Genomic DNA, 14431 nt, shown 5'->3' with positions numbered 1-14431 from the left:
GGCTGACGCCGGCGCCCCGAACAGCTCGTCCGGTGCTCCAGAGTCTGAGAAGAAGCGAGGCAATGCGCGTGACCACCACACAACCGCCGCACACCGAGTCGGCGACAGAGCATCGGCCGAGGGCGAAGCGGCGTGCGTCGGGCCGACTGGCCCCGTACCTGTTCACGACGCCCGCGATCGTGCTCTACATCGTCTTCACCGTCATCCCTCTCGGCTATGCGATCTGGCTCAGCCTCCGCGCATATCGCGTCACAGGAGGAGCGCTCGGCCGCAAGCAGGATGTGTTCGTCTGGTTCGAGAACTACGTCGCTGTGCTGCAGGACTCGACGTTCCTCGAGGGGTTCGGGCGACTGTTCGTCTACGGCATCATCGCGATCCCGTTGACCCTCGGTCTCGCCCTGCTCTTCGCCCTGCTCCTGGACGCCCCGGCCGTGCGGGCCAAACGATTCAGCCGCACGGCGATCTTCATCCCCTATGCGGTGCCCGGTGTGGTCGCGGCTCTGCTCTGGGGCTTCATGTACCTCCCGAGCACCAGCCCGTTCTCATTCCTCACCAAAGCAGCAGGATTGGGACCGATCCCGTTCCTCGAGGAGTCCGGCATCTTCGGCTCTCTGGCGAACATCGCCATCTGGGGTGGCGTCGGATTCAACATGATCATCATCTACACCTCGCTGCGGGGGATTCCCGCAGACATCTACGAGTCCGCACGTCTGGACGGCGCGAACGAGATGCAGATCGCCTGGCGGATCAAAATTCCACTGGTGGCGCCGGCGCTCGTACTCACCGGATTCTTCTCGCTCATCGGGACGATCCAGCTGTACAGCGAGCCTGCGACGTTGCGACCGATGACGAGCACGATCTCCGCGAGCTGGGTTCCCCTGATGGCGATCTATCGAGACGCGTTCGGGACCGACAATCTGCCGCAGGCCGCTGCGGCCTCCACGCTCCTCGCACTCGGGACCGTGCTCGTCTCGGCTCTGGTGCTCAGAATCGTGAACCGCCGACGTAACGGAATGGAATCATGACATCCACGATCACACGCTCGATCGTGCTGCGCGACGAGACGTCCCGCTCAGCTCGAGCCAGGCGAGCTGGCGAACGCAGCAGGCAGGGTGGGTGGGGCGTCCTCCCGAGCATCATCCTGATCATCGGCGCCATCTACTGCCTGATCCCGGTGGCGTGGGTGTTCACTGCGGCGACGAAATCCCGAAGCGAACTCTTCACCACGTTCACATTCGCGCCCGGCAGCGGACTGTGGGAAAACCTGGTCGAGGTGTTCACCTACCAGGGCGGACAGTACCTGCTCTGGTGCCTCAACTCGCTGCTCTACTCGGGCGTCGCATCGGTGCTGTCCGTCTTCGTCTCGGCGATGGCCGGCTTCGCGTTGGCCAAGTACAACTTCCGTGGTCGTACAGTCATCTTCTTCGCCTTCCTCGTCGGCATCCTGATCCCCGGTATCGTGCTGGCAGTGCCGCAATACCTCCTGATGTCGACCTTCGGGCTGACCGGCACGCAGTGGTCGGTACTGCTGCCGAGCATCGTCAGCCCGTTCGGCATCTACCTGTGCCGCGTGTACGCGATGTCCGCAGTGCCGCAGGAGACGCTGGAGGCGGCACGCATCGACGGCGCGGGCGAGTGGCGAATCTTCCGGATGATCGTCTTGCCGTTGATGGTCCCCGGGATGGTCACCGTCTTCCTCCTCCACTTCATCGGCACGTGGAACAACTTCCTGCTGCCGTACATCATGCTCTCCGACCAGGACCTCTATCCCCTCACGGTGGGGCTCTTCACCCTCCTGTCGAAGGGGTCGGGAAGCCCGGCGCTGTATTCGGTGGCCATCACCGGAGCGGCGATCTCGATCATCCCGCTCGTCGCCTTGGTGCTGTCCCTGCAGCGTTACTGGCGTCTCGACCTGGTGTCCGGCGGGATCAAGGGGTGACGACGGTGCGGCAGACCGACCGAGTGCCGACGCTGGCGCGACTCAGCGTCGGCACGAGCCCGCTCGGCGGCAACGTGCAGACCTACGGCTACGACGTGGGCGAGCGCGTGGCCGTCGACACTGTGCGCAGGCTCCTCGACAGCCCGATCCGGGCACTCGACACTTCGAATCAGTACTCGGGCGGAGAGAGCGAACGTCGGATCGGCCGCGCGATCGAGGAATCGGGTGGGCTTCCCAACGACTTCATGATCGCCACGAAGGCGGATCCGCTGCCGGACGAGAGCTGTTTCACCGGGGGCAGAGTCCATCGTTCGTTCCGAGAGAGCACCGAACGGCTCGGCGGGTCACGGTTCGGTGTCTACTACCTCCATGATCCGGAATGGTTCGAGTTCGACACCATGATCGGCAGTAACGGTGCTGTGGCCGCGATGAGGGAGCTCAGAGACGACGGCCTCGTCGACGCGATCGGCGTCGCCGGCGGAGACCTCGACGAGATGCGTCGGTATGTCGATCTCGGCGTCTTCGACGTCATCTTGAACCACAATCGCTACACCCTCCTCGACAGGTCGGCCGACGCGCTCATCGACCATGCGATCGAGTGCGGTGTCTCATTCGTCAACGCCGCGCCGTATGCCAGCGGCATCCTGGCGCGGCCGGCCAGCGCGAGCCCCACCTATCAGTACCGAGCACCGAGCCCTGAGATCCTCACGACGACGCAACGGCTGCGGGAGGCGTGCGACCGTCGCGGCATACCACTGCAGGCGGTGGCGCTGCAGTTCTCGTCGCGGGATGCCCGGATCAGCTCGACCGTCGTCGGGGTGTCGTCCCCGCACAGAGTCGACGAGCTCGTCGCCAATGACCGCCTCGTCGTGCCGGACGATCTCTGGACCGAGGTCGGGGCCATCATCGATGCCGACCTCTCCCACCTCTCGAACTGAAGGACCCCTATGTCGAACGCGCAGTATGCTCCCGGGAAGTTCCTCTTCGGGGGCGACTACAGTCCAGAGCAGTGGTCTCGAGAGACGTGGGTAGAGGATCTCGAACTCATGCGCCGAGCGAAGGTCAATACGGCGACGATCGGAGTCTTCTCCTGGGCGATGATCGAGCCGCGTGAGGGCGAGTACGACGTGGCCTGGCTCGACGACGTGATCGAGGGCCTCGACGCGGCGGGCGTCGGATTCTTCCTCGCCACGCCGACGGCATCACCGCCCCCGTGGTTCTCGATCGCGCACCCTGACGCGCTCCCCGTGCGTGCTGACGGCAGCGCGGTGCTGCACGGTTCACGAGACACGTACGCGATCAGCGCGCCGGCGTACAGGGAAGCAGCGCGGCGCATCGCGCGGTTCCTCGCAGAGCGCTACGGCTCCCATCAGGGGTTGCGCGGGTGGCACGTCCACAACGAGTACGGCACCATCGACTACGGTCCGCACGCGGCAGCGGCCTTCCGACGGTGGCTCCAGCGCACCTACAGCACGCTCGATGCGCTGAATGCCGCGTGGTGCACGGCATTCTGGTCGCAGCGCTACAGCGAGTGGGATCAGATCCTCCCGCCCATGCAGACGCAGTACCTGCATAATCCGGCGCAGCTCGTCGACTTCAAGCGATTCAATTCCGACGAGATGCTGGATGCGTATTCCGAGCAGAAGACGGAGATCCGGGCGAGCGGTTCCACCGCCCCGATCACGACCAACTTCATGCTGCCGACCTGGAACTACCTCGAGCAGTGGAAGTGGAGCGCCGAGCAGGACCTCGTCTCTCTCGACCACTATCTCGACACTGCCGGTCAGGATGGCGAGACGCATGTGGCATACGGAGCTGATCTCGCGCGGTCGTGGGCGGGCGGGCCGTGGGTGCTGATGGAGCAGAACGCGACCGGTATCCGAGTCGGCGAGCAGACGCTCACCAAGCAACCCGACCGGATGATCCGCAACTCTCTCGGATACATCGCCCGAGGCTCTCAGAGCTCGCTGTTCTTCCAGTGGCGGGCCTCCGCCGGCGGCTCCGAGCTCTGGCATGGAGCGCTGGTGCCCCACGCCGGCCCCGAGTCTCGTGCCTTCGCCGCCGTCGAGGAGCTCGGCGGCATCCTCGAGCGGATCGCCGAAGTCGCTGAGCCGCCGGCGGACGGAGTGCTCCTGGAATCGGAGGTCGCGATCGTCTGGGACGCGGAGGGCTGGTGGTCATGGGAGACACCGCATCTGCCGAACGACGCAATCGCGTACCCGGACGAGGTACGGGCGGCACACCGCTCGCTGTGGCGAGCGGGCCACACCGTCGACTTCGTGCGGCCGGGCGGCGACGTCTCCCGGTATCGGATGCTCGTGGTGCCCGCTCTCTACGCGCTTACCGCGCAGACCGCGCACTGGCTCGCGGAATATGCGCGCTCCGGCGGCGACCTCGTGGTGACGTTCGCCTCAGGGACGGCTGACCGGAACCAGCGCATCGTCACCGGCGGATACCCGGGTATGCTGCGGGAGCTGCTCGGCATCCGGGGCGAGCAGATCCTTCCGAGAGCGGAGGGGGATCTCGTACCGCTCACCTCCGGATTGCGCGCTGGCGCGTGGACCGAGCTGCTCCACACCGAATCCGCTCGCGTCGTCGACCGCTACGAGTCCGGCCCGCTCGCCGGGATGCCTGCCATCACCCGAAACGACGTGGGAGCGGGAACCGCGACCTACGTGTCGACCAAGTTGGAGCAGATCTCTCTCGATCGCTTCCTCGCCGAGTCTGCCTCGCGGTCCGGAATCCGGCCGCTGCTCCCGGAGGCTCGTGTGCTCGGGGTGGAGGCGGTACGCCGACGAGGTGCAGCGGGCGACTATCTCTTCATCCTCCACCACGGGGAACGGGCCGTCCAGGTCGACGGCGACGGCGTCGACCTGATCAGCGGTGCACACGGACGCATCGTGCTGCAGCCCGGTGGGGTGGCCGTCGTACGGGAGTCCGCTCGTGCGTGGTCGCTGAGGGCGATCGATCAGGATCCTGAGGCAGGCTGATCGGACACCAGCCGGCTGAGGGCGGAATCCGCCGTCGATCCAGGGGCAGCGCTGTAGATGTGGAGTGTCTGACCCTGGGCGCCTGAGATCGGGAAGGTCTCGTAGTCCAGATCCATGCGTCCGACCAGCGGGTGGAACAGGGCTTTCCGCCCGAACGTGCACTCGAAGACATGGTGCGTATGCCAGGCTCGGCGGAAATCCTCGCTCGTCGCCATGAGCGAGCCGACGAGCGAGGCGAGCCCCGGGTCTTCGGGTGACGACGCGACATCGAGTCGCAGCATCGCGGCGTTGTCCGCTGCGACCGACTCCCAATCGACATATCGCGTGCGAGCTTCCGGGTCCAGGAACGTCCAGACGGTCAGGTTGCGTTCGGCGACCGGGCGCGCGTCGATATCGAAGAACAGCGCCCTGGCCATGTCGTTCATGCCGAGGATGGCGGTTCCGCGGCCGAGGATGAACGCGGGCGCATCGATCACGGCGTCGAGCAGTCGTCGAGCCCCTGGGCGGACGAGCTCGGTCGCCTCGGCAGAAGCAAGCGATCTGGTGGGCGGTTCCGCGAGGGCGAGGAGATAGTCGTGCTCGGTCGGGTTGAGGCGCAGTGCGCGGGAGAGACTGCTGAGCACTGATCGCGATGCCTGTTTGGTTCGACCCTGCTCGAGCTTGGCGTAGTAGTCGGCGCTCATGCCCGCGAGCTGGGCTACCTCCTCTCGTCGGAGACCCGGCACCCGGCGCCCCCCGGCGAGAGGGCTCGCGGGGAGCCCGACATCGCCCGGGGCGAGCCGTGACCGGGACGAACGGAGGAAGTCGCCCAGCTCTGTGTTACGGGTCATCCTGCAATTGTCCTCCTGAACGGTGACAGGAGTCCGGATCTAAAGCGCGTAGTCGTACTGTTCGATGTAGCTCGGCTGCTCTCCGAGAGCTGCAGCGGCGTTGTTCGCCCACGAGGCATCGCGCAACATCGGCCTGCCGATGAAGACCGCATCGGCCTGGCCGTCGGCGATCAGCTCGGCTGCCCAGTGGGGGTCGGAGATCCGCCCGACGGCTGCGACGGCACCGGCTGCCTCGTGCTTGATCCGAGCGGCATTCCGCGTCTGGTACTCGCGTATGTGCGGGATCGGCACGGGCTCCGTGCCGCCGCTGGACGCGTCGATGAGATCGATGCCCTCCGCTCGCGCGATACGGGCAAGTTCGACGGTCTCCTCGACGGTCCAACCCGCGCGGCCATCGTCGAGGTTCTCGTCGATCCAGTCGGTCGTCGACACGCGGAGGAACACCGGACGGTCGTCCGGCCACACGGCCCGCACGGCAGCGATGACCTCCCGCACGAGGCGGATACGGTTCTCGAAGCTGCCGCCGTACGCGTCGGTGCGGGTGTTGGACGCGGGGGACAGGAACGAGTGCAGCAGGTATCCGTGCGCGGCGTGAACCTCGACGATCTCGAAGCCGGCTTCGAGCGCGCGGGCAGCCGACCGGGCGAATGACTCGGTGATCTCGGTGATCTCGGTGATCGTCAGCTCCACGGGTGCCGGATATCCGGGGAACGCCTTCGCGCTCGGGCCGACGGCGTCCCAACCGTGTTGCGTCTCATCCAGCGGTTCGCCGCCGGACCACGGCTTGTCCACGGACGCCTTGCGGCCGGCATGAGCCAGCTGGATGGCAGGAACGGCCCCGGCGGCCGCGATGCTGGAGGCGAGTCGCGCGAAGGCCGTGGTCTGCCGGTCGTTCCAGAGACCGAGATCGAATGGGGAGATCCTGCCGTCCGGCCGGACCCCGGTGGCCTCGATCATCACGAGGCCGGCACCGCCGGCGGCGCGAGCGGTGTAGTGGGCGAGGTGGAAGTCCGTCGGGGCTGCCGTCTCCGGCCCGATGGCGGCAGCGCTGTACGTGCACATCGGCGACATCCAGACACGGTTGCGGATCTCGACGCCGCGAAGGCGGATGGGGGAGTACATGGTGGGCATCATGCGAGCTTTCTGTGGACGGGGCGGGTTCAATAGGTGATCTCGATCGCCCAGTCGTCGTTCGACTGGCCGGCCAGGTGCACGAACGCGTCCGCGATGGCGGCGGCCGAGTAGTGCTCGTCATCGCCGTCGACCGTACCCGTGATCGTGACGGTCGCGGCGTGGATCCCGCGCGGCGCGACCTCCTGAGCGAGCGCATGCACATATGCGCGCAGCGCCGCCTTCCCTACTGAGAGCGAAGCGAAGTCGACCTGGGGGTCGAGCGCGAAGCCGCCCCCGGTGTACAGGAGCACGCCCTTTCCGCCGGGGAGCAGGGGGAGGACGGCGTCGGTGGCGGCCTTCGCTCCGACGACGTTGACGGCGAGCGTGTCCGCGAACTGGTCGGCGGAGAGCTCGCTGGCCCGGTCCTGTCGCACCGCGGCGGCGTTGTACACGAGCACCTCAGGTGCGCCGAGGTCACGCGCGGCTGCTTCGATCACCGCGCGCAGCGCTGCGGTGTCGGCGGCGTCCGCAGGATACGCCCGAGCGGTGTGGCCTGCTGCCTTCAGGGCGCCGACGAGGCCTTCGAGCTTCTGCGGGTCGCGGGCGATGAGAGCGACGGAGTGTCCGCGTGCTGCGAAGGCCGTCGCGAGGGCGCTGCCCATCCCCGGGCCGGCGCCGACGATGATGGCGGTGCTGTTGTGCGTCATGGATGTTCCTTTCACGGTGGCGACCGGAGTCACCAGTTCTGCTGCGTCGGCGAGATGATGAGGTCGTTGATGGTGATGTTCTCCGGCTGGTTGAGTGCATAGACCACTGCAGAGGCGACGTCATCCGAGCCGATCGCGATCGCGTTGAGCTTCTGGGCGGCCTTGCGGCCTTCGGGATCGGTGACCTTGTCCGCCCACCCCGTGTCGATGACGCCGGGGCTGACTGTGTTGACCCTGATGTTGTGGTTGACCCCGAGGTCCTTGCGCATTGACTCGGTCATGGCCTGCACGAAGAACTTCGTCGAGCTGTAGATCCCCGCTGCGGGATCGACCTGATGCCCGGCGACGGAGTCCATGTTGAGGATCTGCCCGGATCCCTGCGCGAGCATCAGCGGCAGCACACCCGCGATGGAGTACAGGTAGCCCTTGATGTTCGTGTCGATCATCGCCTCCCAGTCCTCGACCACGAGATCCGACCAGAAAGAGAACAGCATCAATCCGGCGTTGTTCACCAGCACGTCGACGCGGCCGTAGGTATCGTTCGCGTAGTCTGCGAGCGCAGCCGCGTCGGCGCGGTCGGTGACATCGGAGACGCGGTACGAGGCCGTGCCGCCGCCGGCGATGATGTCGTCGACCAGCGTGGCGAGTCGTGCCTCGTTCCGCGCGGCCAAGACGACAGTCGCGCCCTCCGCGGCGAGTGCTCTCGCGGTCGCCGCCCCGATGCCGGAGGATGCGCCGGTTACGATGACGACCTTGTTCTTGAGGTGGTTCATGGTTGTTCCCTTTCGTCGGTTGGCGTCTGGCGTGACTACGCCGGAAGCCGAGTGTCGGCGATGAAATTGATCTCGAGAAGCTGGCCGGGGAAGAACAACGAGGCGACGCCGACGGTCGTGCTGGTCGGGCGGTGCGCACCGAAGTACTCCAGATGCGCGGCCGCCACCGTGGCGGCGTTCTGGGGCAGGTCCACGACGAAGACGCCATCCTGCACGATCTGGTTGCGAGTGACGCCGTAGTGTGCGAGAACCTTCTCGAGGTTCGCCCAGACCTGCCGGAACTGTCCGTCGATATCTCCGGGGTGGAGGAAGTCGCCGTGCTCGTCGTGTGCGAGCTGACCGGAGATGTAGATGGTGTCGCCGACCTTGATGGCCTGCGCGAATCCGAACTCCTTCTCTCCGGAGACGTCGTGGCTGAAGGTGTCGATGGTGGTCATGGTGATGCCTTTCGTGGTGGGGCGATTGGATCTCAGCGCGCGGCGAGTGTGGCCACGGCGTCGGAGACGGGGACGGTCCCCTCGGTCACTTCGATGATCAGACGGTTGACGAGAGCATCGTGCAGCACGGCGTCGATGACGGCGGCGACATCATCGCGACTGACCGACCCGTACTCGACCGCGATTCCGGCCGACACCCGCCCGCCGCCGGGCGCCTCGGTCAGCATCCCTGGTCGCACGATCACCCAGTCGAGATCGGTGGCGGCGAGGTACACGTCCGCGGTCTTCTTGGTGCGCATGTAGTGCTCGAAGTCGTCACCGAGCCCTTTACTGCGCTCGGATTCGGGAAACGCGGACACCAGGACGAACCGGGTCGCACCGGCGAGCCGGGCGGCGTCCGCAGCTTTCTCGAGGCCCTTTCCGTCGATCAGCGTCGTCTTCTCGCGCCCCGTGCCGTGGGCACCCGCCGAGAACACGACCGCGTCATGGCCAGCCATCTTCGCCGCGAGGGATTCCACGGAGTCGCTGATCAGGTCACCGGTGACGGGCTTCGCTCCGCTGTCACTGATGGTCGTTGCCTGCTCGGGCGAGCGGTGCATGCCGGTGACCTCGTCGCCTCGCTCGACGAGGATCGGCGAGAGTCGCCGTCCGATGTTGCCGGCGGCGCCGATCTGGAAGATTCGCATGGGGATGCTCCTGGTGGTTGGGGTTGCGGACATGTACCCCAACCTCGAAGCGTCGCGAACATTTCCGCTGGGGCTGGTGCTCTGCTGCCTAGGTCTCGGAGAACCACCCAGGATCCGGTCGGAGCGAGAGCCGACTCAATGGAACGGTCGTCCTCCGGACCGACGCTCATTCGCGTCGAATCATGTGGAGCCCGTGCTCAGGCCTATCCAGATCAGGGCGCTGCGAGGGTAAGAGCGGCAGCTCCGAACGGGGAGACGATCACGTCGGATGGTGGGCCCTCCGTCGTGGCGCCGTCAGCATCGAGCAGAGATGATCGGAGACCATTGAATACCGGATCTCGTGTCTCTATGAGCAGCGCGTCTGGTGAGGTGTTCACGACGATCACGGTGCGCACGCCACAAGCCCCCGTGAACGCGGCTATCGTCTCGTTCGCGGTCATCTGCAGCGAATGTGACCGAAATGGGCCCTCGCCCAGTCGGCAGTGCACGCTGAGTAATCTGAACGCGGCAGCTTGCGGCCACAGCGTCGCCTGCTCGTGGTCATTCCAGTCATAGATCGCTTGATTGAGCCGCAGACCTGGGGCGTTCTGATCTGGATCGAGCTCGATGTCTCCCGGTAGGGCGGACATGAAAGCAGCTCCGGCGAGTTGCGGATGTTGCGCAAGGCTCAAGAGGGTGCGGAGCGTGTATGCGACCGCTCTGCGCCCCACGATTTCAGCTGCGGCAGAGTCTGGGTCGTAGTCGTGGTTCCACTCGTTCAGGTAGACAGGCAAGGGCGGGCGACCGCTGGAGCGGATCAGTGCATGGAGATCATCGAGACGCAGGTCAGAGCCGGGGTCCGGGTGATACGCGTGGTACGAAAGAAACTGAAGTTCGTCGTCAGGAATGCGTTGATCTCGGAGTATCGTTCCGATGGATCCGAACTCTCCGCCCCGTCGATCCTCGCCGGGACCACCGATCAGCACATCAGGCAGATGTGTCCTGATGCACCGAGCGGTCCGCCTGTAGAGTTCGCCCGCTGCGCGCTCAGTGGACTGGTACTTGGTGTTCGAGATGTCCAGCATCGCGGGCGTGAGCGGTTCGTTGAGCACATCGACCGAGTCGATCAGGTCTGCGTGTCGGGAGACGATCACTCCGATGATGTCGTCCCATGCTCCCCAGTCGAGAGGCACCCCGGTGACTTCTCCATTGTGCGAGAGCCATCGAGGAACGTGCAGAATGTTCAGTTGTGCGACGATGCCGTGGCGCTTGGCGTTCGTGAGCCACTCGAGGGGGCGCCAATCCCAGGAGCCTGGGTCACGCATGCCGCCGGTGTTCTGGACCCAGTCCGTCAACGTGGCGTCTGGGAAGCGCTCGTCGAAGAGGCGATTGACGTGGATGGTTCCTCGTTGAAAACGGAAACCGGACTCCGCCAACAGAGGGTAGACCTGCTCGGCGTGATCTTTGGACGGCTCATTCGAGATGCCGAAGAGCGACGGCGAGGCGTGTGGGTTGTTGACTCTTCGGAAGTCGGGCGATACGTGGATGCTACGAAACCCGCGGTTACCGCGCCGCTCGTCGGTCATGCCGACTCGCGGATGATGAGGGACGTCGGAAGCGAGTGCCCGACGACTTCTTGTCCTTCGATTCCGGCCAGGACCTCTCGCACCATCGTGCGGGCCACGTCCACGACCGGTTGCCGAACGGTCGTCAGAGACGGGGTGGAGCGCACTGCGATGGATGAGTCATCGAAGCCCGCGACCGCCATGTCTGAGGGGACGAGGAGGCCCGCGTCCTGCGCTGCTTCGATGGCACCGCGAGCGAGAGCATCAGACGTCGCGAACACGCTGTCGGGCGCCCACGGGGAGGCGAGGATCGTGCGCATCGCGTCGTAGCCTGCCTGTCGCGTGTAGCCGGATGTGGGTTCGACTCCCACGAGGGCACGGCCAAGACCGCGCTGAAAACCGTCGACACGGGTTCGCGGGCCGAGCGTGTCGAAGTGGGCCACGATGGCCGCTGTCCGCTGATATTGCATTCGGCGGAAGTGCTCGCCCAGCGCCTCGCTGCCAGGGGCGTCGTCTGCTTGAACGAGAGGGATTCGGCGAGATTCGGCGAAGGGGTTCCCGCATACGATGGTGGGGAGTGCGCCGGATTCCAGAAAGTCCAATAGAGGGTCGCTTCCGCTCTCGGCAGGGCTGACGAACAGGACTCCGTCGACGTGACCGGATCGCAGGTACCTAGCGACTCGTTCGCGTTCGTGAGCATCAGGGGCGGTGAGGAGGCTGAGCGAATAGTCGGCGTCGGCAAGCGCACGGCTCGCTTCCTGAAGGATGATCGCGTAGTTGGGATCCTCGAACAGCGTCGTCGGAGCGGCGCCGAGAACGAGCGCGACACTCTGAGTGCGCTGGTTGACGAGTGAACGGGCGGATGCGTTTGCGGTGAAACCTGTCTTCCGCACCGCAAGCATCACTTTTTCGCGAGTGTCTTCGCTTACCCACGTTCGGTTGTTGAGTACTCGTGAGACGGTGCCGATGGAGACCCCCGCGACGTTCGCGACGTCCTGGATGGTGATCCGTCCCGCGCTCCGTCGCGGTCGTGGGGGCGAGTACTTCTGTTCGGTCATCGTGTCCCTGGTGGAAGGCAAGACGTCATGTCCCGCACCTATGACCCTACTCGGCACGGGTGCTGGTGTCAGGGATCGGGTATCGACCACTCGACTGCTCGACAGATTGCCGACGAGCGCTCTCGCCAGGCACATCGACCTTGGCTCCCGGTGGGGCGCTATACGACAGTTGGCGGACTCCGGTCTCATCTCGTTGCCACTTCACCTCATATCTGCCGTGCGGAGACTCGAAGACGAGTGAGCAGTCGGATAGCTCCGGAATGTCGACCGGGTCGATCACCACATGGCTCCATCCGACTCCGTCAGGGTGCTGCCGTAAGCCGGCGACGTGTCCGAGTATCCAACTGTCAATGGCGCCCAGCATGAAGTGATTCTGGGACAGCACCCCCGCGGTCCCCTGCGTCCCGCCCCAGGACTCGGTGAGCGCTGTGGCTCCACGGGCGAGCTGCAGACCGTAGCCGGGCACATCGTCTCGCTCGATGACGGCGAGCAGAAGTTCGCTGTCGCCGTTCTCTGCGAGCGCGTTGATCAGCGGCGACAGCGAGATCTCGCCCACCGTCAGCGCGTCTCCGTCTCCGTGAATCGCGTCGACGAGCCGCCGATACACCTCTGCTCGCTCGTCGCCGTGATGAACTCGTGCGTCATGGGCCAGTGCCCAGCTTCCTTGAGACCCGCTGCCCCACACTCCGGTGGTTTCGTCGAGATACTTGTGTCTCCATGCAGCCCAGATGTCGTCAGCGAGATGCTCGAAGCGAGTCTGGCTGGCGGTGTCGTCCAGGACCCGCGCGATCTTCGCCGCTGTATCGGCTGCTGACGCGTATCCCCATGTCGCCACCATGCCGACCGGAGTGCTGTCGTCCAATGTCACCCAGTCGCCGAGGCCGTAGTCGAGAAGATGGCCATCGGCCCGAGATGCCAGATAGTCCAGATACTTGATCGCTGCCGGCCACGCCATCTCCATCGCCGTCGTGTCTCCGTAGTGGCGATAGAGCTTGTAGGGGAGCTCCAGGATCGCGCGGCCCCAATTGGGATCGTCGCGGAAGGCGGTGATGTCGCCCGCGTGCGGGAATGAGTCGAAGACGATGTGCTCGGGCGCGATGTTCGGTACGAGGCCCGCGGGCGTCTGAGCGTGGAGCATGTGTTGGACAGCGCCAGTGAGGTGCGCTTTCGCATCGTATCCGCGTGCAATGGCATCGAAGCAGAGATAGAGCTGCTCGAGCCACCCCAGCTTCTCCCGGTGCGGGCAGTCGGTGAAGACGCTGTACATGTTCGATTGCACCGCGCGGTCGACGGCGTCGTGCAGCCTCTGCAGAAACACGTGAGACGTCGAGAACGTCTGGACGAGCTCGTTGGACGCTCGCATCACTTCCAAGTCGACCGTCGCGTCGTCCGGTCCGCCGCGAAGCTGCAGATACCGTCCTCCGTGGTACACGAATGACGGCGCCCAGTTCGAGTGCCGTCCATCGAGCCGGACGGCATCCCAGATAGGGGTGCCCGTCGTGCTCTGGTCGATGCTTGTGCCGTCTGCGGTGAGCACCTCACCCGGGGTGAGCACTACTCGCTCTGACCGCGCTGAGGGTGCCGTGACGCGGAACCGACCGGCGGCGTTCGTACCAGCATCGAAGATCCTGCTCCCTTGTGTCCGCTCCATGAGTCGAGCGGGGAGCACCTCGGACACCTCTACGGGTTTTCCCCAACGCCATGAATGCTCGGGGGATGGGACCTCCACAGCCCTCACCCATGGTGTGCCTTCATGGGGGTCGTGTTCTTCTCCGCCGTACCAGTGAGCATCCACTGTTCCACCCAGGCGGGTTTCCCACTCTCCACTGGTGATCACGGACTCCACTCGGCCATCGCGGTGGTGTACCTGGATCGCCGCACGCACCCAGAGCGGTTCGCCGGTTCGCGAGAACTTCGAGTACCGGTCGTGTGACCGCGGAAGGAATGCCATGCCGCTGCCGAGGCGGAGAACGACCTCGTGGGTCCCCGGAGCAAGGTGAGCGGTGATGTCCCATGAGACAGCCGGGGTAGGCCCGTCGGGCTGGGAATACCCGGGTTCCAGCTGACCGCTGATCGCAGGACGATCGTCGATCAGAGGAACGACGACACCGTTACTGGTGAAGGCGAGTCGCGCTCTCTCCACGGTGCCAGAGACGTCTATCACCGAACGGACCTCTGGCATCGGCGTCGGTCGTGTCGGCGTCACCCACCGGGGATGAGTGATGGCTCGCGCGTGAGACAAGTCTCGAACAGGACTCTCCACGCGTGCGGGATCTGACCAGGTCAGGTAGCCTCCGGCGTGAACTCCGACCTGCCAGTAAGTCACCTCGCCGTCCCGAAGGTCAGGACCGATC

At 65.4% G+C, this 14431-nt stretch carries 13 protein-coding genes; 4 read left to right on the top strand and 9 right to left on the bottom strand.

The window, feature by feature from the left end; translation table 11 throughout:
* The first annotated feature begins 68 nt into the window (after positions 1-68).
* The 4 genes from ACTJKH_RS11460 to ACTJKH_RS11445 are packed head-to-tail and all read left to right on the top strand — an operon-like array spanning position 69 to position 4929.
* Complete coding sequence (locus ACTJKH_RS11460) at positions 69-1025, top strand: carbohydrate ABC transporter permease (RefSeq protein WP_440737024.1); 957 nt, start codon at positions 69-71, stop codon at positions 1023-1025.
* Positions 1022-1939, top strand: coding sequence for a carbohydrate ABC transporter permease (locus ACTJKH_RS11455; RefSeq protein WP_440737023.1), 918 nt, complete (start codon positions 1022-1024; stop codon positions 1937-1939). Before ACTJKH_RS11460 ends, ACTJKH_RS11455 begins: the two co-directional genes overlap by 4 nt.
* A complete protein-coding gene (locus ACTJKH_RS11450; RefSeq protein ID WP_440737022.1) occupies positions 1936-2877 on the top strand; it encodes an aldo/keto reductase in 942 nt (313 codons plus the stop codon). The genes ACTJKH_RS11455 and ACTJKH_RS11450 overlap by 4 nt, the downstream gene beginning before the upstream one ends.
* Positions 2878-2886: 9 nt before the next feature.
* Positions 2887-4929: a beta-galactosidase gene (locus tag ACTJKH_RS11445; RefSeq protein ID WP_440737021.1), complete on the top strand. Its 2043-nt coding sequence runs from the start codon at positions 2887-2889 to the stop codon at positions 4927-4929.
* On the opposite strand, the gene ACTJKH_RS11440 is transcribed toward ACTJKH_RS11445, so the two are convergent.
* The 9 genes from ACTJKH_RS11440 to ACTJKH_RS11400 all read right to left on the bottom strand — a co-directional run bounded on the left by ACTJKH_RS11440 (position 4908) and on the right by ACTJKH_RS11400 (position 14259).
* Entirely contained in the window at positions 4908-5759 is an 852-nt protein-coding gene (locus ACTJKH_RS11440; RefSeq protein WP_440737020.1) for a helix-turn-helix domain-containing protein, read from the bottom strand. The genes ACTJKH_RS11445 and ACTJKH_RS11440 overlap by 22 nt on opposite strands.
* 39 nt (positions 5760-5798) lie before the next feature.
* The gene (locus ACTJKH_RS11435; protein WP_440737019.1) at positions 5799-6893 is read right to left on the bottom strand and encodes an NADH:flavin oxidoreductase/NADH oxidase; all 1095 of its coding nucleotides are present in this window, start codon (positions 6891-6893) and stop codon (positions 5799-5801) included.
* A gap of 26 nt (positions 6894-6919) precedes the next feature.
* Entirely contained in the window at positions 6920-7579 is a 660-nt protein-coding gene (locus ACTJKH_RS11430; protein ID WP_440737018.1) for an SDR family NAD(P)-dependent oxidoreductase, read from the bottom strand.
* Between the two features lie 29 nt (positions 7580-7608).
* Entirely contained in the window at positions 7609-8352 is a 744-nt protein-coding gene (locus ACTJKH_RS11425) for an SDR family oxidoreductase (RefSeq protein WP_440737017.1), read from the bottom strand.
* A gap of 35 nt (positions 8353-8387) precedes the next feature.
* The gene (locus ACTJKH_RS11420) at positions 8388-8789 is read right to left on the bottom strand and encodes a RidA family protein (protein ID WP_440737016.1); all 402 of its coding nucleotides are present in this window, start codon (positions 8787-8789) and stop codon (positions 8388-8390) included.
* Between the two features lie 32 nt (positions 8790-8821).
* Positions 8822-9475 (bottom strand): NAD(P)-binding oxidoreductase, encoded by a 654-nt coding sequence (locus ACTJKH_RS11415; RefSeq protein ID WP_440737015.1) that lies wholly within the window; start codon positions 9473-9475, stop codon positions 8822-8824.
* Between the two features lie 212 nt (positions 9476-9687).
* Positions 9688-11040, bottom strand: coding sequence for a hypothetical protein (locus ACTJKH_RS11410; RefSeq protein ID WP_440737014.1), 1353 nt, complete (start codon positions 11038-11040; stop codon positions 9688-9690).
* Entirely contained in the window at positions 11037-12077 is a 1041-nt protein-coding gene (locus ACTJKH_RS11405) for a LacI family DNA-binding transcriptional regulator (protein ID WP_440737013.1), read from the bottom strand. The genes ACTJKH_RS11410 and ACTJKH_RS11405 overlap by 4 nt, the downstream gene beginning before the upstream one ends.
* Before the next feature lie 46 nt (positions 12078-12123).
* Positions 12124-14259 carry a family 78 glycoside hydrolase catalytic domain gene (locus ACTJKH_RS11400; protein ID WP_440737012.1) on the bottom strand — a complete coding sequence of 712 codons (2136 nt, stop codon included), beginning with the start codon at positions 14257-14259 and terminating at the stop codon, positions 12124-12126.
* Positions 14260-14431 lie beyond the last annotated feature (172 nt).

It is taken from the genome of Microbacterium sp. 22215, assembly GCF_052045655.1.
In the GTDB taxonomy this organism is placed as follows: domain Bacteria; phylum Actinomycetota; class Actinomycetes; order Actinomycetales; family Microbacteriaceae; genus Microbacterium; species Microbacterium phyllosphaerae.
The sequence above is the reverse complement of the archived record's forward strand: the minus strand, read 5'-3'. Positions and strand labels throughout refer to the sequence as shown.